This is a genomic window from Cellvibrio sp. OA-2007 (assembly GCF_000953825.1).
Taxonomy (GTDB): Bacteria; Pseudomonadota; Gammaproteobacteria; order Pseudomonadales; family Cellvibrionaceae; genus Cellvibrio.
This window is the reverse complement of record NZ_BBUL01000089.1, coordinates 108,150-132,747: the sequence shown is the minus strand read 5'-3', so window position 1 is coordinate 132,747 and position 24,598 is coordinate 108,150. Positions and strand designations below refer to the sequence as shown.

The following is a 24,598-nucleotide window of genomic DNA, read 5'->3' as shown; positions in this document are numbered from 1 at the left end:
TAGTTGATTTATGGCTGCTGTCATGTTGACCGCATGATTTAGCCGCCACATAAAACTTTTTATTTCAATTTGCTGTATTAATGAAAAAATATCGCTGTATTTGATGTAAGGAATTACCTTGCATCAAACACTCAATTCAACACCTTTAATGGTTACGTTGGAGGCAGAAAAATTATCTAATTGCTCCAGCACACCAATTTTGGCTGCCTCTTTAAAGTGACAGTTAGTGAGGTGCAAGTTTTGAATCGGTGAGCGTTGGTAGCCGCGCACTTGAAACACCTGCTTGGCGTTTTGGCAGGTGAGGTTGCGGATATCGATATTGCGCACCGTTGGAGTAAATTTTCCGGCATCGCCTTCTTCATAATCAAAGTCGATAACGATGGCAGTTTGCACTTCGCCGATGGTGACATCGCGCACAAAAATATTTTCAATCAGGCCGCCGCGTACTGAATTGGTTTTAACGCGAATGCCTCGCTCCAGCTCAGGGCTGCTCATAGCGCAATTTTCAACAAACACATTGCGCACGCCGCCAGAAATTTCACTGCCAATCACCACGCCGCCGTGGCCATTGCGCATTTTGCAATTGCTGATCAAGATATTTTCTGAGGGTATATTCAAGCGGCGGCCATCGGCATTGCGGCCGGATTTAATGGCGATGCAATCGTCGCCCGTATCAAATAAACAGTTTTTGATCACCACATTTTTGCAAGACTCAGGGTCGCAGCCATCAGAGTTAGGGCCTAGGCTGGCAAAGGTCACTGCATCAATGGTGACGTTTTCGCAGCGCACTGGATTCATCAGCCAGAATGGCGCATTGGTAATGGTGATGCCTTCAATTAATACGTTGGTACACAGATACGGTTGGATAAATACCGGGCGCAAATAAGAGCCATCGGCATAAATGCGCTCGGCAACTGGCACATTGTTTTCCATGTCTTGCATCAGCTTATTTCGCGCTTCGGTTTGGGTCGGGACACCTGCAATACCCCAATCAACCGTACTGAAATTGCTGCCTTTCCACGGCCACCAGGTGGTGCGGTTGGCTTGGCCATCCACTGTGCCTTCACCGGTAATGGCGATATTGGTTTGGCCATAAGCATAGATAAGTGGCGAGTAGCCCATCATCTCCATGCCCTCCCAGCGAGTGAATACCGCTGGCAAATAGGAATTGGGGTCGGTACTGAAGGCGATAGTTGCGTCTTTGGTGATATGTAGATTCACATTGGACATTAGGTGAATGGCACCGCAGAGGTATTTGCCTTGCGTAACCAACACTTTGCCCCCGCCTGCCTTATGGCAAGCCTCTATAGCGGCGGCAACTGCTTTGGTGTTGTCCTGTTGGCTATTGGCTTTGGCGCCAAAGTCGCGAATATCAAAGGTGCGATCAGCAAATTGCGGTGGCGTTACCTGCTGGCGAATTTTTTCTGCGGCAAGCCAGGTGTCAGTTGCTAGAGTAGGTGATGTAGCGGTGGTGCTGGTACAGCCTGCGAGTGCGCCCAGTGCACAGCAGCTCATCACACTGCTGAGCGAGTGAGTAATAAAGGCGCGGCGGCTTGGATGAGATAGGCAAAAATCTGTCACCGGTAGTTGCTCTCGTATTGGCTGCTATTGATATGGTTTTTCAATCGTTTGATCTTGGGGTGCGCACTTGGGTCTTGGTGTGGGCGGCTTGTCACTACGCAACTCTCACCCCTGCACAGTGGAAGATACTCATCCTCATATCGCATGAAAATCATTCTGGGTGTCATGTTGAATAAAATCAACCCATGGCCAAAAAAATCGCTACCAAAAATCAAATTTGAGTATTTTTTTCCCAATTTACAGCATGCAAACGTTTACATTAAATCAATCATTGATTTGTAAACGTTTGCACTGCTGTATCGATAGAAATTAATTTAAAAATATTCGTTTTTATGAAAAAGATGTGTGTCCTATTTTTATAAGAATATTGGATTTTTTATCACTTATGCAGAGGGCGTATTTTGTGTAACAGGCTAGGTCTGCCTCATAACACAAATGAAAACGGTTACATTGGCCTTTTGGGTGGGTTTTGGCCTGTTGCTGACCCGCATTTTCAGGGGTAGATTTGATCCCGGTATTGACCGAATACCATTGCCGATTTTGAGGCGCCGCAAGGCGCCTTTTTTTTCGGGGCGGTTTTTAGAGGTGGAGAAATGCGCCGAAATGATTACTTCTATGAGGAGTAATTGGCGTAGCGGACTACACTCTAATAAACGTGTAGTGGCGGCATAAATTTATCAGTCGGTTAACGAATCGAGAGAGAGATCAGCGTGAGCAGCATTATTGTTTTGCAGGACAGTGATAACGTTGGAATTTGTAAGGTGTCACTACCCGCTGGTGTTTTGTTTGCAGAAAAAGATGTCACTCTCCTGCGTGACATACCTGCTATGCACAAAGTCGCCTTGCGCGATATCGTCAAAGGCGAAGCCATACTTAAGTACGGTCAGACGATCGGATTTGCCAGTCAGGATATTCCCGCCGGTGAGCATGTTCATGTGCACAACTGTGTAATGGGCGAATTGGAAAAGGATTACGGCTTTTGTGAAGAGGCCAGGCCCACTGAATTTGTCCCTGCCGATCAGCGCGCTACCTTTCAAGGCTATAAGCGGATTAATGGCAAAGTGGGCACGCGCAATTATGTGGGCATTCTCACTACAGTGAATTGCTCTGCGACTGTTGCCAAGGCGATTGCCCAGCATTTCACCTATTCCGGCGAGCTGGAACAATTCCCAAATATTGATGGTGTGGTCGCCATGGCCCACGACAGCGGTTGCGGTATGCGCTCCGATGGCGACGGCTACGAGACATTGCGTCGCACCTTTAATGGCTACGCGCGCCACCCGAATTTTGGCGGGGTGATGATGGTCGGCCTCGGCTGCGAAACCATGCAGATCCAGCGTGTGATGCAAGAGTGCGGTCTAGCCGACTCCAAAACCTTCACCGCCTATACCATTCAGGATGTCGGCGGCACGCGCCTTGCGATTGAAAAAGGCATCGAAACCCTGCGTGCTATGTTGCCGCTGGTGAATCAATGCCAGCGCGAAACCGTGCCAGCGAGTGAATTGATTATTGGTTTGCAGTGCGGCGGTTCCGATGCGCTCTCTGGCATCACCGCTAATCCCGCGCTGGGTATTGCGGGCGATATTCTGGTGCGCCACGGCGGTACGGTGATTTTGTCCGAGACACCGGAAATTTTTGGTGCTGAGCATTTGTTGACGCGTCGCGCGCAATCGCCGGAAATCGCGCAAAAATTATTGGATCGCATCACCTGGTGGGAAGACTACACTGCGCGCAATGATTTTGAATTAAACAACAATCCATCGCCCGGCAACAAAGCGGGTGGGCTTACCACCATTATTGAAAAATCTCTCGGCGCGCAAGCCAAAAGCGGCTCAACCAATTTGACCGATGTTTTTCTCTACGGTGAAGACATTACCACCAAAGGTTTTGTGTTTATGGATAGCCCTGGTTACGACCCGGTATCTGCCACGGGTCAAGTTGCCTCGGGCGCGCAGGTTCTATGCTTTACCACTGGGCGCGGTTCGGCCTTTGGTTGCAAACCAGCGCCGAGTATTAAATTGGCGACCAACAGTAAAATCTATAGCCATATGCAAGAGGATATGGATTTAAACTGCGGTAAGGTTTCTGATGGTGAAATCAGTTTGGAAGAATCCGGTCAGGAGATTTTTGAAGAAATTCTCGCGGTAGCATCAGGCAAAAAAACCAAAAGTGAATTGCTCGGCTACGGCGATAATGAATTTATCCCGTGGAAAATTGGTGCGGTAGTTTAACTTCAGTCTCTCCGCGTCATGGAGTCCATAAGCCACACGTTATTAAATGAATAAAAAACAATACGAGATCAATTAAAAAAATTGGCTCGACAAAAAAACCAACAGTATAAAAAGTTGGTATCTACTAGAAAGCAAATTACGGTTGCTCCAAACGTCACATTAATCCCGTTATTAATGCGGCTTACTATTACCAAAAATTTGCCACTATTACAGAGGGCGACAAAACAATGAAAATAGTCATCACCAAAGAACGGCGCGCACATGAACGTCGCGTGGCCGCAACTCCCGATACCGTCAAAAAATTTATCGCACTGGGATTTGAAGTGGCGATTGAAAAAGATGCCGGTATCGCCAGCAGAATTTCCAATGAATCCTATCAAGCCGCAGGCGCAACCATTAGCGGTGATCTCGCCGGTCTATTAGGCTCGGCTGATATTGTTTTAAAAGTGCAGCGCCCCCTTCTGGAGGGCGAAGGCGATATCAATGAGCTGGCGTTAATTAAACGCGGTGCACTCCTAATTGCGATGCTGTCACCCTACGCTGAGCCTGCAGCAATTCAACAATATGCCGAAGCAGGTATCACTGCGATGACCCTCGAATTTGTGCCGCGTATAACCCGCGCACAATCGATGGATGTATTGAGCTCGCAATCTAACCTCGCCGGCTATCGCGCCGTATTGGAGGCAATTAATGTCTACGACCGCGCGATGCCGATGATGATGACGGCGGCAGGAACTATTGCGCCCGCGCGCGTGATGGTGTTAGGTGCAGGCGTTGCTGGTTTACAGGCTATCGCTACCGCAAAACGTTTGGGTGCAATTGTCTCGGCTACCGATGTGCGTGCCGCATCCAAAGAGCAAGTCGAAAGTCTCGGCGGAAAATTTGTCATGGTTGAAAGTGACGAAGTGAAAAACGCAGAGACCGCCGGTGGTTACGCCAAAGAAATGAGCGATGACTACAAACGTCGTCAGGCGGAATTGGTTGCTGAAACTTTAAAGAAACAAGATATCGCCATTTGCACCGCATTAATTCCCGGCCGCAAAGCGCCAACACTGATTAACGACGACATGGTGCACAGCATGCGCCCGGGTTCGGTAATTGTCGATTTGGCGGCAGAACAAGGTGGCAACTGCACGCTCACTAAGCCGGGTGAGGTGGTTGAGGTTAATGGCGTGACGATTATTGGTTTATTTAATATTCCGAGCCGTTTGTCTGCCGATGCCAGCGCGCTCTACGCAAAAAATGTATTGAATTTTTTAACCCCGATGATGAATGCTGAGAAACAATTTGCAGTGAATTGGCAAGATGAAATTATTTCCGCCACGGTACTGACGCGCGATGGTGCCGTTGTTCATCCTAATTTCAAACCGGCCAGTGCCGCTTAATCGGAGGTTGTTATGGAAGCCAATTTTGTTTCGCAATTATCGATATTTGTATTGGCCATTTTTGTTGGCTATTACGTAGTCTGGAGTGTAACCCCTGCATTGCATACCCCGCTGATGGCGGTGACTAATGCAATTTCGAGTGTGATTATTGTCGGTGCAATCATTGCCGTTGGCCCGGAAGGTATGAGCTTGTCCAAAGTGCTTGGCTTTTGCGCTATGGTACTGGCAGCGATCAATATTTTTGGTGGTTTTACCGTCACCCATCGCATGCTCGCTATGTATAAAAAGAAAAATAAAGTGGGGGAGAAATAATTATGTCGTCACTCAATGAAAGTTTTACCTCGTTTGCTTATTTGGTTGCAGCGGTGCTGTTTATTATGGCGCTGCGCGGTTTGTCTTCACCCGAATCATCGCGCAAGGGTAACTTGTTCGGCATGTTGGGTATGTTGATTGCGGTAGTCACGACTGTGCTCAGCCCTGCAGTTACTTCCTATGGTTGGATTGTTGCAGCCCTGGCGATTGGTGCGGTGATTGGTATTTTTATCGCGCGCAATATTGCGATGACCGCTATGCCGCAATTGGTGGCTGCATTTCACAGTCTGGTGGGTATGGCAGCAGTATTGGTGGCAGGTGCCGCGTTTAGTAATCCGGCCGCATTCGGCATTTTAAATGCAGCGGGCGATATTTATGTCGCCAGTAAAATTGAAATGGGCTTGGGTGTGGTGATTGGCGCAATTACTTTTTCTGGTTCGGTAATTGCGTTTACCAAACTGCAAGGTTTGGTTTCGGGTAAACCGATAGTGTTTGCCGGGCAACATTTTATTAATGCCATTTTGGGTGCGGCAATTCTCGGGTTAATCGGTTATTTCTGTATTGATCAATCACCCTGGGTTTTCTGGGGCATGACGGCGCTGGCATTTGTAATTGGTGTATTGCTGATTATTCCGATTGGTGGTGCAGATATGCCGGTCGTAGTCTCCATGTTGAATTCCTATTCGGGTTGGGCTGCGGCAGGTATTGGATTTACTCTGCATAACGATGCGCTTATCGTCACCGGTGCACTGGTAGGTTCTTCGGGTGCGATTCTCTCTTACATCATGTGTAAAGGCATGAACCGTTCTTTCTTTAATGTGATTCTCGGTGGTTTTGGTGCGGATACCTCTGCAGCTGCAGCCGGTGGTGCTGAAGAAGATCGTCCGGTAAAACGCGGCAGTGCAGAAGACGCGGCGTTTATTATGAAAAATGCGGGCTCAGTCATTATTGTTCCTGGCTACGGTATGGCGGTTGCGCAAGCCCAGCATGCGCTGCGTGAAATGTGCGAAGAGTTGAAAAAAGCCGGTGTGAAAATTAGCTATGCAATTCATCCGGTTGCGGGCCGTATGCCGGGGCATATGAATGTATTGCTCGCTGAAGCAAATGTGCCCTATGACGAAGTGTTCGAGTTGGAAGACATTAACAACGAATTCCAAACGGCTGATGTGGCCTTTGTGATAGGCGCGAATGATGTTACCAACCCGGCGGCTAAAACTAATCCGCAGAGCCCCATTTTTGGTATGCCAATTTTGGAAGTTGAAAAGGCACGTACTGTATTGTTTGTGAAGCGTTCAATGGCATCGGGTTATTCAGGTGTTGAAAACGAATTGTTTCATCGCGATAACACCATGATGCTATTTGGCGACGCGAAAAAAATGGTAGAAACCATCGTAAAAAATATTGTCTGATTTAACGTTTTGAAATAAAGCTGTGGAGGCTCCTACTGAGTGTCTTTTCTTAAGTGTAAGAAAAGACACTCCTTTTTTAGTTTTTAAGGCAGTAGAAATAATTTACTAACCTAGATGCAATTATGAAAATTGAACATTTTGCTATTAATGTAAAAGACCCTATTGCTATGGCCGCGTGGTATGTGGCGCATATGGGGTTAACGATTGTGCGTAAACAAGACGGCGGCGCCAACACCCATTTTCTCGCTGATGAAAGCGGCGATGTGATGTTGGAAATTTACAATAATCCACCCGATCAAGTGCCCGATTACGCGAATATGAATCCGCTGCTGGTGCATTTGGCATTTGTGTGTGAGAACCCGATAGGAAAACGTGCGGAATTAGAAGCGGTGGGAGCGAGTTTTGCGGAAGAGGTGCACATTAAAGATGGTTCACATCTGGTGATGATGCGCGATCCATGGGGCTTGGCGATTCAGTTGTGCAAGCGCGGCAACAAAATGTTGAAGTGTCAGCAGTAAATTAAAGTGAATTGCGCGAGCCTGCTCGCGCAATTCCAAACGGCCTATGCGCCAAGTTCTTTATCAAAAATAGCCTTATCAATAATTGCACCGCGATGACGAATGATAATGCCCGCGCAGCGAATACCTTGTTTGGCGGAATCTTCTAATGATTTCCCCATCAGGCGTCCTGCTAAATAACCGGCATTAAAGGTATCGCCTGCGCCCGTGGTATCAATAACGCCTTGTACTGGTGGAACGGGGACGCGAATTTCTGTGGCAGGGGTAATGATAATTGCATCTTCAGCGCCGCGTTTTAATACCAGTTCGCTCAGGTTATATTTTGCGTAGCGCTGTTTGCAGCCTGCAACGCTATCGTCGCCCCATAAGAGTTGCTCGTCATCCAGTGTCAGCAATGCGATATCCGTGTGTTGCATAATTGCCAGCATCGCCTGTTGCGCTTCGTCCTTATCGCGCCATAGGCGTGGGCGATAGTTGCTATCGAAAGCCACCAGCACCTTTTGTTCGCGCAGCTTGCGCAAACTGTTATACAAAAATTCGCGCGACTGCTCACCGATAATCGCGAGCGTGATACCGCTTAAATAAACACAGTTGCAGTTTACTAACTGTTGGCAGAGTTGATCGGCAGCTTCTTGCGAGGCAAATAGTTCACGTGCAGGCGCCTCTTTGCGCCAATAGAAAAATTCGCGCTCGCCATCGGGGGTGTTGCGAATAATGTATAAGCCAGGTGATCTTCCTAGCAGTTGTTTAATCATGCCGGTGCCAATATTTTCATTAGCCATGCGCTGCATAATTTGTTCGCTATAAGGGTCTTCACCCAGTTGAGTAACGTAGTCAGTTGTTAAACCCAGTCGCGCCATATACACCGAAGTGTTATAGGTGTCGCCTGCAAAAGATAAGGCCATAATTTCGCGGCCATTGTTGTCGGCAGTAGGAAAGGGAGCAAGCTCCACCATAACTTCGCCAATTGCTGCTATGTGTGCCATTTGAGTATTCCGGAATTAAAATGTTCGATGTGTTTAATCTAGGGATTGAATATTTTGCATGAGTAAAATCAGCGCAAAATATATCACTCTTACAAGGTTAAAAGTAGAAATAAATAAGTTATAGAAGAATTTGATCCATTAAAAATTGTCTTTTTCTTGTGAATAAGATGTCATGAATTTATAGGCAGGTTTACAATGCTGGTCATTGTAAATGTGTTGTTATATTAACTTTGCGGGATTTTTCTAATGAATCGTTTAAATCAAAAATTATTAAGTGATCTGCCAAAAGATATTCTTCTTCCTGCATATGATCGCACACAGCTTAAAGCCGGTATTGTACATTTGGGTATTGGTGCGTTTCATCGTGCGCATCAGGCGTTTTATACTGAGGCGGTGCTCAATAAATTTGGTGGTGACTGGGGCATTATTGGTTGTAGCTTGCGCTCCGCCAGTGTGCGCGACCAACTGGTTCCGCAAGATGGTTTATATACCTTGGTAGAACGTTCAGGCGAAGGCGAAAAATTACAAATTATTGGCGCTGTGTTGGATACCTTGGTCGGGCCAGAAAATCCGGCGGCATTGGTCGCACAGATGGCGGCAGACAATGTTAAAATTGTGTCATTAACTATTACCGAAAAAGGTTATTGTCACGACCCCGCAACCGGAAATTTAAACGAAGCCCATCCCGATATTATTCATGATCTGCAACATCTCGATAAACCCGTTTCAGCCATTGGTTTTCTGGTGGCTGCATTAAAACAGCGTTGCGACAATCAACAAAAAGCTTTTACCGCACTAAGTTGCGACAACCTGCCCAACAATGGCGAAGTATTGGAAAAAGTTGTTGTGCAATTTGCGCAAAAAATCTCTCCAGTCTTGGCCGATTGGATTAAAGCCAACGCGACCTTTCCCTGCACTATGATCGACCGTATTGTGCCTGCAACCACCGATGCAGACCGGCAGGATATTGAAGCGCGGTTGGGCGCAAACGGTGAAAGTCTGCGCGACGAAGGTATGGTGGTGTGTGAACCCTTCTCGCAATGGGTGGTAGAAGATAAGTTTGCTAATGGCCGCCCCGAATGGGAAAAAGTGGGTGCGCTGTTAGTTGACGATGTTCATGTTTTTGAAAAAATTAAATTGCGTCTATTAAATGGTGCCCACTCCACCATGGCTTATACCGGTTATCTTTCCGGTTTTGAATACATCAGTGAAGTGATGGAGCAGCCCGCGTTTGTCAATTTGGTGAAAACCTATATGGCGCGCGAAGCTGGTGAAACCGTGGTTGCGCCTGCGGGTTTTGATATAGAAGCTTATAAGCAGCAATTGCGCGAACGTTTTTCCAACAAGGCGTTGAAGCATCGAACCTGGCAAATCGCGATGGATGGCTCACAAAAATTACCGCAGCGTCTATTGGAAACCTTGCGCGAACAATTGGCAGGCAATGGCCATATCGATATTTTGTGTTTGGGTGTTGCAGCCTGGATTCGCTATGTGTCGGGTGTGGATGAAAAAGGCGCGCCCATTGAAGTGTCAGATCCATTGGCGAAAGAGTTGCGCGCTGCGTGCGATGCGAATCAAGGTAATCCAGCAGGTATGGTGAGTGCGGTAGTGGGCATTCAAAAAGTATTTGGTGCAGATTTAATTAACGAAACGAAATTTATTGCGACCACGACTGAATGGCTCGAGCGCTTTTATGCAAAAGGTGTTTTGGCATCGATACAAGAAACATTCTAAAAATACCTGCCGTCGTCATGCCCGCTTGCGGGTATCCAGCTTTTAAAACATGGATCCCCGCTTAGCGAGGATGACGACCTAATGGTTTACTGAGTGGAGATAGTAATGATTGCTCGTCAGCTATTTAGAATACTTTGTATTGTCCTCTACGCATTTATTATCTCTGGCTGCATTAGTCAGTCTGGAGTTCATTATGACGCGCGGGTAGACCCCGCTGCAGAATCTACAGATAAGATATTCCCCAATATTCAGTCCGCACTCGACGCTGCGCCGACTAATGCCATAGAGCCATACAGGATATTGATCGCCGCGGGCAACTATTATGAGAAAATCATTATCGCCAAACCGAATATTTATTTGATCGGCGAAAATAAACAGAACACGCGAATTTATTACGACGCTTATGCTGGGCAGCAGTCCACTGACACCGCCGCCAGTAAAGGACAAATATGGGGAACGCCCGGTTCTGCGACCGTAATTGTTCGCGCTGCGAATGTGCAATTACATCAGCTCACTATCGAAAATAGTTTTGATTTTTTAACTAACGATGCACTGGCAAATGACGATCATCAACGCATCGCCAATAGTCAGGCGGTTGCGCTGTTTCTGGATAATGGTAGCGACCGGTTTTTAGCGCGCGATGTTCGTTTATTAGGTTATCAAGATACCTTGTTTGTTAACGCGGGGCGCAGCTGGTTCGATAGAAGTTTTATTGCCGGCAATGTGGATTTTATTTTCGGTAAAGGCAATGCACTCTTTACCGAATCTGAGATTCATACGCTAGGGCGCGGAAAACCCAATTATCCACACGGATATCTGGTTGCCCCATCCACACAAATTGTGGATGAGTATGGATTGACGTTTATCAATTGCAGGCTCACCCGTGCAGAGTCGGTGCCGGATAATTCTGTACCGCTTGGTCGCCCCTGGCACCCCACTACCCAGTTTGCCGATGGCCGTTACGCCGACTCGAATGCAATAGGCAAGGCAGTGTTTATTGGTAGTTGGATGGATGCGCACATCACTCGCGATGGTTGGTATGCAATGAATGGCACAGCTAAAGACGGCACCAAAGTTCCATTCATGCCAGAGGATGCGCGTTTTTTTGAATATCAAAATACCGGCCCAGGTGCACAGGTGAATGTGAAGCGTCGGCAATTGACGGAGGTAGAGGTGCAAGCTTACACACAGGAAAAAATTCTTGGCGATTGGCGGCCAACACCATAACTTTCCTGAGTGGAATCTACCTTAAAATGTCTGCGGGTCTATCCATAACTCTGCCCGATCAATTGGTGTTTGTGGTGGTAGAGTTGGGTTATCCAAATAAATAATTCGGCGCTGTGATAACGCTGCTAATTCCTGTACATCTTTAACAGTTGGATTTTGTAAAAATACTTTATCGAATCCACCCGCTGCAATTGCCCGGTTTAAACCGAGTTCAATATCCTTTGCCAAGCCGGGATTGTTTTTATTTACAAAAATATAAAACGGCATCTTGTAGGCAAGTAGAAGATTTTTTTCTACTGCCAAGTTTAATTCCGGGTATTTTTTTATTTCTGCAAAAGGCTCGCTGGCACCGCGCGGGAATGCATCAAAGCGCCCGCCATCCAGCATGTGAAATAGCCCTGGCGATTTGGTGGTTTTAATAACCTTTAAACCATTGGCCTCTAATATTCCCGCATCTGCCCAGGTTCTGCCCTGCCCGAAAGTGATTTTGGCTAAATCATCTTTGGTGTAAATCGCATCAAACTTTTGTTGTTCTCCGGCGCGAATTAATAAAATTCTATAACCCAGTAAACCTTTCAGTAAGGGAATGCGAATCGGTAAAAAATCAGTCTCATAGGCTTGGCTGGTTGACACCCACATCAGATCCAAATTGCCTGCTTGCACTTCTTCAGTAAGGCGCGACTGGGTGGATGGGGTTAGGTCTTTTTCAATGCGGTAGGGTGTATCTACGTGGGTAAATGCAAGGTTGAGCAAATCAATCACATAGTCAGCTTTGGCACCGCTGGCGGCATTCAGCCTGACGGTCTTCTCTTGCGCGGCTAGTTGAGCGGCATAAGCTGACGCAATAAAGGAGATGAGTCCAATCGCCAACCATTTTGATCTGTGCATATAGATGCCCGCCGTGATAGTGTTTTGTGGTAAAGCCACCTTGCCATATTAATGTTTTTTCTGATTGAGATTCAAGTTTAGACTATGCCGCTCATAGCGTTAATCATTCGAAGCGCTCTAGTAATTCGGATACAATGCCGCATCCGGATAAGCACAAGGTGTACATATCCAAGTGGTCAAATAGCCAGTAGGCTGCCAAGCACAATGGTTACTATTCAATGAATAATTCTTGGTGAGGGCGTAGAGCGTGGAATTACAAGCCGTTAAAACCGATAGGCTTTATATCAAGGTGGCAGAGCAGCTATCCAAGCTGGTTCACGATGGCACCATCAAACCAGGTGAGCGCTTCCCGGCAGAGCGTGATTTGGCCGAAAAATTGGGTGTTAGTCGCCCAACCATTCGCGAGGCAATGATTGCGCTTGAGTTGTCGGGCATTATTGAAATCCGCACCGGCTCTGGCATTTATGTCACCAAAAAGAAGCCCACACTGGACAGCGCCGACAAAGGCGTTGGTCCATTCGAAATATTGGAAATTCGCTATATTCTCGAATCAGAAGCCTGTGCCTTGGCCGCTACACGTATAACTGATGAGCAGATTGCCCAGCTCAAAGAAGTGCTGCGCGAGATGGAAGAAGAGGAAAAGCAGGAAGACGCCTCCGAAAAAGCCGATTGGAAATTTCATACGATTATTGCCGAAGCGGCGCAAAATAGCGCCATCTATTCGGTAGTTAACTGGCTCTGGGAGTTGCGCAATCAATCGGCATTGAGCACCGCGTTCCTGGAGCGCATTCGCAAAGAGGGTATTCACCCGTCTATTAATGACCATCGCCGTATTGTGGAAGCTTTGGAAAAGCGCAATCCAGAAAAGGCGCGTATGGCAATGAAAGTTCATATTGAAAATGCCACCGCTGCCGCTGCCGCTCATTTCGGCAAAGAAATATAGTCCTCCCAGATAGCGGTCTCTCTAGCGGGCCGCTATCCTCCTCCATGTTGCTCGTTCCTTTATCCCCTTCCTGGCTCTCTTGCCTTGATAGCTAACACTGTCGGGCAGACTTCATATAAAAAACAGCTTTTACCCATAAAGCTAAAAGCGTGATGCGCTTGGCCTTTTGAGCTATTGCTGGGCTTTTTTTGTGCAATAAACTCATTTCTGGTCTTGCGGCAAGGTTGCCTTACCAATTATCGGGGTGTATTGTTATTTAGCCATTACGGCCTAGCCAATGACAATAATAGCCAGGTAATCAACCATGAAATCAAACCTATCGTTTTCATCCCGGACTTTGGGTCTGGGCGCCTCCTTTATTTTGTTGCTAACTGCTGCCCAGTCGCAGGCGGCACGCATTGATGTATACAGCGGGCAAGAATTGCAGCAGGCAATTCAAGCGGCCGTCGCCGGTGATGAAATTGTGCTGCAGCCCGGCGGTTATGAAAGTGAAGCTACGTCGACACTGAGCGGCTTTTCTAACGCGCATTATTTTGGCAGCGCCAATGGCACAGCGCAAAAACCGATCACCTTGCGCAGCTATAGCAGCACTAATCGTCAAATATTACGCGGCACCACCACCAGCAAAAAAATCGGTTTGTATATCACCGGTGATTATTGGATTGTAAAAGATATTGAAATCACTAACTCTGCCAAAGGCATAGTGTTGGATAACTCCAATTATTCAGTAATTGATAATGTGGTCGTGCACGATATAGGCGAAGAAGCGATTCACCTGCGCGATAACAGCTCGAATAATCTGGTAAAAAATTCACGGGTTTATAACACGGGTTTGGTTAGCCCAGGTACTGGCGAAGCATTTTATGTCGGTTCACATCCGGGGTCTTCCGATGGCAAGGGTTATGTCTATGGTGCGGCTTGCCATAATAATGTTATCGGTGGCAATACTATTGGCCCAGGTATTGCGGCTGAACACATCGATATTAAAGAGGGAACTCGCGGTACTATTTTTGAATACAATGTGATGAATGGTATTGGTATCACCGGTCAAAATTCTGCCGATAGTTTTGTCGATATCAAAGGCCAATACGCAGTTATTCGCGGCAACAAAGCGTATCGCAATGGCGAAAGCAATGTTAAAAATGCGTTTGAGACACACAGCGATGCGGATCAAAATACATTTATCGGCAATCAGGTTGATTTGGATGGCAGCAACGATTATTTATTGTTTGCGTCTGAAGGTGTCAATCATGTTGCCAACAATAATATACGTTTAGATGGCCGCAGTGATCGCATAGCCGGTAATTGGTCGGCAGCATCTATCGACAATAATATTCCTGCCAACATTCCTGCGCCGGGTGTTTACGTTACTAATGCAACTACGTCTTCAACAGCATCCAGTGTTGCGTCTTCACCAAAATCATCCACTGCGTCATCGATAAAATCCTCTGTGCAGTCTTCAATAAAATCGTCAGCTGCTTCATCAGTTGCTACAACTGGATGCTCCAGTTACATCGACGTAGCCTGGGATCAACGTACAGAATTAACCTTAACCTCCTCCAGCTGCGTGCGTTTTAATCGCAATCTCAGCGGCGCGACTGTGCAGTTTTGGGATAGCGACACCAATAGCTCTTGCGATTATCGCGGTACTGCCGCATCGGTTAATGGCTCAGGCAGTGTGCTAATTAATAGCAACTATTTAGCAGCCAGTTCGTTAAGCGGAACTATTTTGAAATTTAGCAATGCTGCTGGAAGCAGTTGTAATTACATTAAAGTGCGCGCTTATTAATTTTCTATAACTCTGTAAATAGAGTTATTGATAACCGCTCAGTAGTATTTTTTACCACACCAATAATTAATAACGAGGTTTCTATGAGTAATATCCACCTTAGAGGCGGCCAATGGCTGCCTCTAGTGGCGGCCGCATTCTGCGTGTTCGCTGTTCCCGTGCAAGCCAATTTTTTACCGGATTGGAGTAAGGCTGGCTACCGAGAAGGTCTGCCCTTACCTGCTACAAGTGAAATTACCACTAATACAAACTGTGTAATTACTTCTGCTGAATTAGGGCAACAGTTTGCTGTGTATGCTAATGACAATGTGGATGACAGCCAAGGTCTGCAGCAGGCGATTGATTTTGTTCGCGCTAACTGTGCGGGCAGCTACAACAACTTATCCCTCATTGAGTTGCCTTCAGGTAGTCTGAATATTTCCAAAGAGATTCACGTAGATGCCAACTATTTAGTCATTCGCGGCAAGGGCAGTGATCCTGCATCGAGTACCGCAACCAAAATAATTTTTAACCCTGACAGTAATACTCGCTATGACAATATTATCGATTTTGATCTTGCGGGAATGACCGATGCAGGCGGTGGCAACGGCGGTTGGATATGGCCAGGGCGTGGCGCATTTCGTGTGCAAACGCGCGATGTCCACTCAAGCTATGCCACCGCTTACGCCAACGCGCCTGAAAATCGTAAAGATATTTACGAGGGCACAGTGAATGTTCACTGGAAGCATCAGAACGTAACGCAAAACGCGGCGCAAGGTGATACAAAAATAAAAATCAATTCTGTTGCAGGTTTTAGCGCAGGTAAGTATGCATGGGTTGGCGCAGCCAACACTAACAAGATGTACGATCAACAAGGCGTATTGTCTGCTGATCGTTTAAATATGCATATGCGGCAACAAATTTTTAAAATTGTTGCGGTGGATACAACTAATAAAACCATCACTATCGATAAGCCGCTCGAATTTGATTTGCCAATGAATAGTACAGCCGACGGTTCGGCGCCTATTTCCGGTACTTACAATAGCCGGGTGGCGGTGTTGACTATGGTAGAGGGGGTAGGCTTTGAAAATTTCTATCTAACACAAGTAGCGCCGGGCAATCTCACCGCGGCTGATGCGTTAAATAATTACAACAATCTCGATTATAACGGCGCGATCAATGGGCTTGTTTTTAAATGGGCGTTGAATAGCTATGCGCGCAATATTCGCACCTATATGACTGGCTCGCACCCGATTGTGACCGAAATGGCGAAAAATCTACAATTTGAAAATAATTATCTCGAAGGTTCATGGAATAAGGGCAAGGGCGGCAATGGCTATTTCCGCAATAGTAAGTTGTGGGATTCAACCATTAAAAATAATACGCTGCGCAGTTTGCGTCATTTGACCCTGCAATGGTCGGCATCGGGCAATGTGGTAACCGGTAATAATGTCGATGCGGATATTAATTTGCACGGTGGTTGGGAACGTCACAACCTGATAGAAAATAATATTTCCAATATTTCTTTTTATCATCGCGATTGCAATCCAAATTGCGTGGTGGGTGATGATTCAGGCACCTGGTATCCAATTTGGTGGGCTGCTGGTGAGCACGCTGGTGGTTGGTCTGGTGCAACCGGTCCGCAAAATGTTTTCTTTCGCAATACCATGAAAAAACAATTAACAGCTGGTGCTGCCTTTACTACTTACGCGCCCTATGGTGCAAATAACAATACGATTTATCAATTCGGCTGGAATCGTGCGACTAGCGCTGGTAATGGTTGGGAGCATTTGGCGCTGAATGGGATTCCGCTATCAACCTGGACTCACCAGGAAACACAAAATTATATTGCGAATCCAAATGTAGGTATTAATGCAAATTGTAATTACGCTGGCACCAGTCTATTGCCTGGTGGCGCCAGTATAAGTTGTAGCATTGCCAGTTCTTCAATTGCTGCATCATCGGTTGCGCCTTCATCAGTTGCTGCATCATCGGTTGCGCCTTCATCAGTTGCTGCATCATCGATTGCACCTTCATCAGTTGCCGCATCTTCAGTTGTGCCTTCTTCTGTTCCAGCGACTAGTTCTTCAAGTCGGTCTTCTAGCTCGGTGTCTTCTGCTGCATCCAGTGTGGTGAGTGGGTGCGCAAGTTATATCGATGTGCCATGGAATACACGGGCAGAAATTACGCTAACACCATCAAGCTGTATTCGCTTTGATCGCAGTCTCGCCGGAGCCAATGTGCAGGTGTGGGATAGTGCGATTAATACATCTTGCGATTATCGCGGCACCATGACGTCAGTCAATGGCAGCGGCAATCTGAGCATCACTAGCAACTACGCTACTGCCAATAATTTGTCTGGCAGCATTTTTAAATTAACCGCAGCAGCGGGATCTAACTGTAACTATTTAAAAATTAGAGCCTATTAATAGGCTCTTAGTTGAGTCATGAATGTTACTAAGAATAATTTTTCTCGCAGGAGAGTAAAAAATGAAAACAATTATGAGCAAAGCTCGCAGTGCATGTTTAGTATCGGCGATGTTATTCGGTGGTTTTGTGGGTTCGGTAAATGCTGATGTTGCGCCCTTGTCGGTGAGCGGCACAAAAATTTTGGCAAATGGTCAGGTCGCCAGTTTTTCCGGGATGAGTTTATTCTGGAGCAACACAGGCTGGGGTGGCGAAAAGTATTACAACGCTAATGCTATTGCGTGGCTGAAAAACGACTGGAATGCCACACTGGTTCGCGCCGCTATGGGGGTTGAAGAAAACGGCGGATATATTTCTGATGCGTCGAACAAAACCCGAGTAAAAACCGTGGTGGATGCTGCTATCGCCAATGACATGTATGTGATTATTGATTGGCACTCGCACTACGCACATAACTATGAAGCGCAAGCTATTGCTTTTTTTGAAGATATGGCGCGCACCTATGGCAATAAAAATCACGTGATTTACGAGATATTTAACGAGCCCAAAAATGATGTGACCTGGGCAGGAAAGGTAAAGCCCTATGCTGAACGTGTTATTGCCGCTATTCGCCGTATTGATCCAGATAATTTAATTATTGTGGGCAGCCCAACCTGGTCTCAGGATGTCGATGTTGCATCCCGTGACCCGATTACCGGCTACAGCAATATTGCTTACACCTTGCATTTTTACGCCGGTACTCACACGCAATATTTACGCGATAAAGCACAGACAGCATTAAATAATGGCATTGCATTATTTGTGACTGAATGGGGTTCAGTAAATGCCGATGGCAATGGCAGTGTCGCAAATAGCGAAACCAATGCCTGGGTGCAGTTTATGAAAGACAATAAAATCAGCAATGCAAACTGGGCATTGAATGATAAATCTGAAGGCGCATCTGCGTTAGTTCCCGGCGCAAGTGCTAATGGCAGTTGGCCATCTAACCAATTAACTGCTTCAGGTGCATTAGCAAAAAATATCATCAGCAATTGGCCAGTGGCAGGAACTACTTCTTCGCGTAGTTCATCCTCTGTTGCAAGCTCGGTACGCAGCTCGACTCCTAGTTCAGCACAAAGCTCTGTGCGCAGTTCAAGCTCATCTTCAGCACCAGCAACAGGGAGCTGTGCAAGTTATATTCCTGTTGCATTTGATACGCGCACTGAAGTGACTTTGTCTGCTGGTGCTTGCTTACGCTTTAGTCAAAACCTGAGCGGTAAAACCTTACAAGTTTGGGATAGCGATACCAATACATCTTGCGATTATCGCGGTACCGCAACTGCGGTTGGTGGATCAGGTAGTTTGAGCATCACTTCAAACTATGTATCGGGCACTGGTTTTACTGGCACTGATATTAAGTTGACTAACGCGGCCGGAAATTCCTGCAAGTATGTAAAAGTACGCGCCTATTAATACGAAAAAATTCCTGCTGGTCAGTAATAACCAAGTATTTGACAGCGCTGTTTTTGTTGGGTGCTTGGTTAGATTGCGCGATCAATTCACATGCCCAATAACGTTGCGAGGAAAATTTTATGCTTAAACTATACAAGGCAGTATTTTTTTCTGTGTTATCTCTTTTGAGTTTTTCATCTGTGCAAGCTTCTGCGGCAATTTGTAGCTACACAGTTGATAAAGAATGGTCGAGCGGTTACAACGCGACAGTGACTATTACCAATAATGGCGCAACAAATATTAATGGTTGGTCGCTATCTATTAAGTATGCAACCAACACCATTGCGAGTTTTTATAGCGCCACAATTACAGGCAGTAATCCATACACCGCGACAAATGTCAGCTACAACAGCAATATTGCAGCAGGCGGTTCAGTTTCTTTTGGGTACAAAGGTCTTAAAAATGGTGGTGCAGTAGAAACGCCAATTCTAAGTGGTGGCGTGTGCGGCGCAACAGCTACCAGTTCCAGTTCCAAATCCAGCGTGGCACCTTCCAGTAGTTCCAAATCCAGTGTGGCACTATCGAGCAGCTCTCGATCAAGCCTTGCACCCACTGGTTATACCGGCCGGTTTAATCTGCCTGGTCGTATTGAAGCAGAAAAATACAACAACGCTTATGATTTAAGCCCAGGGAATTCCAATCCTGATCCTTTTGCATGTACTTATTACGGTTTAGATGTTGATGTTGCCGCTAATGCGGACGGTTGTTTGGTTGGCTGGACCAGTGCTGGAGAAACCTTGGACTATGCAATCGGCAATGCTGATGGGCGCTACGATGTGAGTTTACGAGTGGCCAGTCGCGATGCCGGAAAACGCATTAAACTACTGGCCGATGGAAAATTATTGGGCACGGTTACGACTAGTGGCGGCGGTTGGAGCAGTTGGGAATTATTAAAAATTAGCAGTATAAATATTGCTTCCAATACGCGATTAACGGTCGAGTTTGTCGATGGTGCAACCAACATTGATTACATTGATCTAGCCAAAAGCAATAGTGATGTTCCTCAGCCTCCATCTAGCTGCAGCAATGCAGATAATGGTATTCCGCAAAACATTAAAATTCACACCATTTTAGATAAATCGATTGAGCGCCCTGATTTCCCTGATTTTGCTGAGTGGTACACCGAAAGTGGAAATACCCAGCGCTTTCAATTGCATGAAGGCAATCAAAATACTACCTCGTCAATATTACGCCCACGGGTAGAAGCTTATGCAACGCCTTGGACTCGCAGTGCAAATGGGTCTACCTGGCATGAATTTAGTGCAAATTATTATTTGAGTGGTTGGGATAAAGCGCAGCGATACGCGATATTTCAAATAAAAACCAATGATGCCAGTAACTTTATTATTCAGGGGCTTATCGCTGTAGATGGTTCACTTGAAATTGCTCGTAGAGGAAAAGGAACCATTGAGCTCGATACCGGCATGATGCGTAAGCCCTTTAACTTACGGGTTAGATCAAACGGGTTTAAATTCGAGGTGTGGTACAACTGCACACGAGTTATTGCAGAAGATCATCCTCAACCTACATTAGAAAGTAATGCTTCTGTTTATGGTTGGCGCTGGGGTCTTTATCGTCAAGAAGCTGATGACGATAAACATGACGGTACCACTACTCTGTATGTCACTGGCGCAAAGTTCAATTAACTTGTGGTGGCGTTTTTTCTGGGGCGTTAAGCGCCCCAGATTTTTCAATTTTAAAAAATAACCTTTAGCAATTTCTGCTGCTTAGTAGATGAACTCTGCCGTTCACTTGGGTTTTGTTAGCTTATTAAAATGAATAGAGGAAATTATGACAATACAAACGAAGATTTTTCCAAATCGATGGCTTTCTATGCTGACATTGATTGCGATGTTTTTTTCATTGACAGAGGTAAACGCTGCAGTAACTTTTGAGCAGCAATACAAAGTCAGTGATGTTGGTCTTTACTTTAATGGTATTCAACGCAAGAGCGATTCTCCCAATCAAAACAACCCCAATGTCATGGATTATGCATTTGGTAGGTCTATTTCTGCGCATGGCGATGCGATTAAAGTTCATGAGGATTTTATTTTTACAACTTGGTATAAGGGCGGTAAGGGTGAGCGGAACTTAATGTTGTCGCGCTACAATACTAAAACTGGTGTAGTAAAAACTATTGAGTTCCCCCATAGACATACCGGTTACAACGGTCAGTCGTGGATTGGTGAATCGCACAATACTGCTGCGGTGGGCATATCACCAAAAGATGGAAAAATTCATATTCTGTATGATATGCACTCATACAGTAATTCGCAGTTTAATAATGACTATTTCCGTTACGCTTATACCAAAACTAATGCGGCGACAGTTTCAGATAAAGATTTTACCTTAGATATATTTGTCGCAGATGAACCCAATGATTATGGCCACAATAACTTGAATGGTCAGAATGATCCCAGTCAATTCTCAGATCTAACCTATCCAACATTTTTTTTGAATGAAAATAACGATTTATTATTTTTCATGCGAACGGGTGGAAATAATAATGGTGGCTATGTGTTTACCAGCTACAACTCGGCAACCGGAAAATGGGCAAATATGACCCAATTTAACCATATTAATTCTAGCCAAAAACCAGGTGGACCAGAGCACAACTGGGGTCTTTACGGTGAAATGAAATACGTCAATGGAAAATTACGTACCGCATTTCAAGTTCGCAGCGCAGATAACAATGATAAATTCGAATATCAAAATGGAATTTATTACGCTTACTCTGATGACCAATCAGGCAAGACCCAATGGAAAAACCATAAAGGCCAAGGGATTACCATTCCGTTTGCAAATCCTCAACCATTAAAAATATATGAACCAGGTGATTTGGTTAAAACTACAAAACCTAATCAGGTCTATATTGTTGGCGGCTTTGATTTTACAGTGACTGAAAATGGCGATGTTCATATTGTTAGCACTGTCAAAGACAAAGAGTTTAATGTAACTAAAAACTTACATTCTTATAAGCCAGCAGGCGCTTCAGATTTTATCCACACTACAGAATTTACAGGCGGGCATAATCTTTATACCTATGGAGACAGTGTTTATCTGATCGGACTAAAAAACGGAAGACCTTTTATCGAAAAAGGAAAGGGGGGCACTAATAATTTCAACACTGTTTATGAAGATACCAAAGGGCCTCAATTTGATCATGGAGTATTAACAATTCATCAGGGTAAGGTGTACTACTATTTGCAAGATAAAGGCGATAGCACAAAATTACCCTTGCATGTACAGATTATTGATTTAGGATTGGGCGACATTGATCAAGCCCCAGAAGGCTATTCATTTGCGGCTAATGAAAATGAAACAGTAAAAGTCTCTGGTGTTATGAATGTTGCCTATGGTGCAAAAGGCCTTTTCAATTATCTCTATGAGCAGACCAGTGACGTCACATGCAATAATATAACCTTTGGTGATCCTTCACCCAAAACAGCAAAAAAATGTTACACAAAATCAGTTGCAGTCACCGCCCCGATTCTTTCGATTGCCATAAGTTCACCAAGCAACAATAGTCAGTTTGTGTTGGGGCAGGATGTTACTTTGACTGCAAACGCCTCTAGTAGTAAAAACAATATTGCTCAGGTTAACTTTCGTATCAATGGACAATATTTGTCACAAGATAGTTCGGCGCCTTACAGTGCGCAATGGCGTCCAGAGCAAGCTGGTAGCTATACGATTGACTCAGTGTTAATTACCAATGATGGCACCCGGCTGATATCTGATTCACGTACAGTGAGTGTGGTTGCGCCGCAGTTATCTGTATCAATGAGTACGCCTGTGAATAACAGCCAGCTTCAATTAAACAATCCGGTAACCTTAACTGCAAATGCTTTTACCAACTTAATAGGTATCAATAGAATTGTTTTCCGTGTTAACGGACAATTTTTAAAACAAGACAGTGATGCGCCTTACTCTGTTGAATGGATACCGACACAAACGGGTAGCTATGTCATTGATGCTCTGTTGATTGCGCAGGACGGTACCCAAGTAACATCCGACACGCGCTCAGTCAATGTTAAGGCCCCCTTGTCATCTGCTCCCGCGTCTAGTGTTAGCAATAGTTCTGCGCCATCCGCTAATCATTGTGCATCATTTATTAACATTCCATTTAATGTGCGCACCGAGGTGGCATTAACAAAAGATTCATGTTTGCGTTTTGCTCAAAATTTGTCAGGTAAAACATTGCAGTTGTGGGATAGCGACCAAAATGACTGTGATTTTCGCGGCGCGGCTACAGAGGTTGCCGGTTCAGGTTTTATTACCATTACCGAGAACTATGTTTCGACTAATTCATTGAAGGGAACGGATATAAAATTGATTAACGCAACTGGTAACTCATGCAAATTCATTAAAGTTAGAATCTATTAATCATAAATAGAACTACTTGAATCTCGGCTGTGGTCAGGTAGTTCTAATCTATTCTGAGAGGGTAACAATGAAAAATAGCTATTTCAGCAACAGTATTTCCGTCATGCTTGGCGTGTTATTTTCTACTGCAAGTCTGGTAAGCGCGCAGGTTATTTATTCCAATGGGTTTGAAGGTTTGGCGCTCGGTAATGCTAGTGATCAAGATATAAAAACAAGCTGGAGTACACGCTACGCCAAGGGCCCAGATGATGGGCGAGTAAAAATAATTGCCGGTGGCCACACAGGCAAGGCGGCGACAATCAAATACCCTGCCTTTGGTAATCAATCTACACCGAGCGGTGCCACCTGGGAAACCGATATTGGCTACCGTGGCGATGAGCTTTATATGTCTTATTGGGTTAAATTTGAAAACGGTTTTGATTTTGTTAAAGGCGGTAAATTACCTGGCTTGGGTGGTAGTACCGATTTTCCCTATGGCAGCAGCGGGTTTAGTACTCGTTTGATGTGGCGTGAAAACGGCAAGTTGGAATTTTATCTACACGGTTACCAAATCAACAACAGCAGTGGTGCTGAACCTTATCGTGTATTTTGGGACACCGCAGGCTACCACGCGAGTGTGACTACCGGTAAATGGCATCACATTGAAATTCGGCAAAAATTAAACTCACCTGGCAAGCGTGACGGAGTTTTACAAGGTTGGTTGGACGGTCAATTGGTGTGTGACGATTCCGATAACTCTGGTGTGCGTGCTGCAGGCCAAAGCGCTACCAAAATTAATCACTTGTTTTTCTCTACTTTCTTTGGCGGTTCAAGTGCACCACAGGCTCAATGGCAACCGAAAAAAGATGTATACGCCAGCTTTGATGATTTTATTGTCTCCACTAAATCCATCGGCATGAGCGGGCAAGTAGGTTCAACGAGTAGTTCGAGTTCCAGCTCAAGTGCGACCAGTAGCCAGTGTTTGGCCTTAACGACGGGTACAGCTCACGAAGTTAATATCACCAATACCAACTGCGTGCAATTTGATGCAAGCCTTGCCGGAAAAACTCTGGCGGTGTGGGATAGCGATGCTAATAGTGCATGTGATTTCAGAGGGAATGTCATTTCTATCGATGGTAGTGGTGTGTTGAATGTGCCGGATAACTATGAGGCGGCAACCAATATCACCGGCACTAAAGTAAAAATTGAGCCATCGAATGGTTGTAAGTTTCTAAAAATTCGCGCGCAATAAATTTGATTTGCAATTGAAAATGTAACAAAAAAACCCCGCGCAATGGCGGGGCTTTCTATTGGTGGAACAAGACCGCTTTTACCG

17 protein-coding genes are annotated in these 24,598 nt (G+C 45.5%); 14 read left to right on the top strand and 3 right to left on the bottom strand.

All coding sequences use genetic code 11. The features are described from left to right. Positions 1-123 precede the first annotated feature (123 nt). The gene (locus tag AWU77_RS10510) at positions 124-1,515 is read right to left on the bottom strand and encodes a glycoside hydrolase family 28 protein (protein ID WP_062063002.1); all 1,392 of its coding nucleotides are present in this window, start codon (positions 1,513-1,515) and stop codon (positions 124-126) included. Positions 1,516-2,291: 776 nt separating this feature from the next. Here AWU77_RS10510 and AWU77_RS10505 point away from each other — a divergent pair. From AWU77_RS10505 to AWU77_RS10485, 5 genes are all read left to right on the top strand, one after another. Beyond that, positions 2,292-3,812 (top strand): UxaA family hydrolase, encoded by a 1,521-nt coding sequence (locus AWU77_RS10505; RefSeq protein WP_062062998.1) that lies wholly within the window; start codon positions 2,292-2,294, stop codon positions 3,810-3,812. A gap of 227 nt (positions 3,813-4,039) precedes the next feature. Continuing rightward, positions 4,040-5,197 carry a Re/Si-specific NAD(P)(+) transhydrogenase subunit alpha gene (locus AWU77_RS10500; RefSeq protein ID WP_062062996.1) on the top strand — a complete coding sequence of 386 codons (1,158 nt, stop codon included), beginning with the start codon at positions 4,040-4,042 and terminating at the stop codon, positions 5,195-5,197. Positions 5,198-5,209: 12 nt separating this feature from the next. Next, complete coding sequence (locus AWU77_RS10495; RefSeq protein ID WP_062062993.1) at positions 5,210-5,509, top strand: NAD(P) transhydrogenase subunit alpha; 300 nt, start codon at positions 5,210-5,212, stop codon at positions 5,507-5,509. Between the two features lie 2 nt (positions 5,510-5,511). Next, on the top strand, positions 5,512-6,918 hold the full coding sequence (locus AWU77_RS10490; protein ID WP_062062987.1) for an NAD(P)(+) transhydrogenase (Re/Si-specific) subunit beta: 1,407 nt from the start codon (positions 5,512-5,514) through the stop codon (positions 6,916-6,918). 122 nt (positions 6,919-7,040) lie between these two features. Further along, on the top strand, positions 7,041-7,436 hold the full coding sequence (locus AWU77_RS10485; protein WP_062062978.1) for a VOC family protein: 396 nt from the start codon (positions 7,041-7,043) through the stop codon (positions 7,434-7,436). A gap of 44 nt (positions 7,437-7,480) precedes the next feature. On the opposite strand, the gene AWU77_RS10480 is transcribed toward AWU77_RS10485, so the two are convergent. Further along, entirely contained in the window at positions 7,481-8,422 is a 942-nt protein-coding gene (locus AWU77_RS10480; RefSeq protein ID WP_084618272.1) for a sugar kinase, read from the bottom strand. 246 nt (positions 8,423-8,668) lie between these two features. On the opposite strand from AWU77_RS10480, the gene AWU77_RS10475 reads away from it, so the two are divergent. Next, the gene (locus AWU77_RS10475; RefSeq protein ID WP_084618270.1) at positions 8,669-10,156 is read left to right on the top strand and encodes a mannitol dehydrogenase family protein; all 1,488 of its coding nucleotides are present in this window, start codon (positions 8,669-8,671) and stop codon (positions 10,154-10,156) included. 105 nt (positions 10,157-10,261) lie between these two features. Further along, positions 10,262-11,383, top strand: a complete 1,122-nt coding sequence (locus AWU77_RS10470) for a pectinesterase family protein (protein WP_062062974.1) — start codon at positions 10,262-10,264, stop codon at positions 11,381-11,383. 21 nt (positions 11,384-11,404) lie between these two features. Here AWU77_RS10470 and AWU77_RS10465 read toward each other — a convergent pair whose 3' ends face one another. Beyond that, on the bottom strand, positions 11,405-12,271 hold the full coding sequence (locus AWU77_RS10465; RefSeq protein WP_062062970.1) for a hypothetical protein: 867 nt from the start codon (positions 12,269-12,271) through the stop codon (positions 11,405-11,407). Positions 12,272-12,518: 247 nt separating this feature from the next. Here AWU77_RS10465 and AWU77_RS10460 point away from each other — a divergent pair, with 247 nt between their 5' ends. From AWU77_RS10460 to AWU77_RS10430, 7 genes are all read left to right on the top strand, one after another. Then, positions 12,519-13,214 carry a FadR/GntR family transcriptional regulator gene (locus AWU77_RS10460; protein ID WP_062062961.1) on the top strand — a complete coding sequence of 232 codons (696 nt, stop codon included), beginning with the start codon at positions 12,519-12,521 and terminating at the stop codon, positions 13,212-13,214. Positions 13,215-13,518: 304 nt separating this feature from the next. Then, positions 13,519-15,003, top strand: a complete 1,485-nt coding sequence (locus tag AWU77_RS10455; RefSeq protein ID WP_062062957.1) for a right-handed parallel beta-helix repeat-containing protein — start codon at positions 13,519-13,521, stop codon at positions 15,001-15,003. An 83-nt stretch (positions 15,004-15,086) separates the two neighbouring features. Then, the gene (locus AWU77_RS10450) at positions 15,087-17,411 is read left to right on the top strand and encodes a hypothetical protein (protein WP_062062954.1); all 2,325 of its coding nucleotides are present in this window, start codon (positions 15,087-15,089) and stop codon (positions 17,409-17,411) included. A 61-nt stretch (positions 17,412-17,472) separates the two neighbouring features. Next, on the top strand, positions 17,473-18,861 hold the full coding sequence (locus AWU77_RS10445; protein ID WP_062062951.1) for a glycoside hydrolase family 5 protein: 1,389 nt from the start codon (positions 17,473-17,475) through the stop codon (positions 18,859-18,861). 119 nt (positions 18,862-18,980) lie between these two features. Then, entirely contained in the window at positions 18,981-20,546 is a 1,566-nt protein-coding gene (locus AWU77_RS10440) for a cellulose binding domain-containing protein (protein ID WP_062062948.1), read from the top strand. 145 nt (positions 20,547-20,691) lie between these two features. Then, positions 20,692-23,283 carry an Ig-like domain-containing protein gene (locus AWU77_RS10435; RefSeq protein WP_084618268.1) on the top strand — a complete coding sequence of 864 codons (2,592 nt, stop codon included), beginning with the start codon at positions 20,692-20,694 and terminating at the stop codon, positions 23,281-23,283. Positions 23,284-23,350: 67 nt separating this feature from the next. Then, the gene (locus AWU77_RS10430; protein WP_062062940.1) at positions 23,351-24,514 is read left to right on the top strand and encodes a polysaccharide lyase; all 1,164 of its coding nucleotides are present in this window, start codon (positions 23,351-23,353) and stop codon (positions 24,512-24,514) included. Positions 24,515-24,598 lie beyond the last annotated feature (84 nt).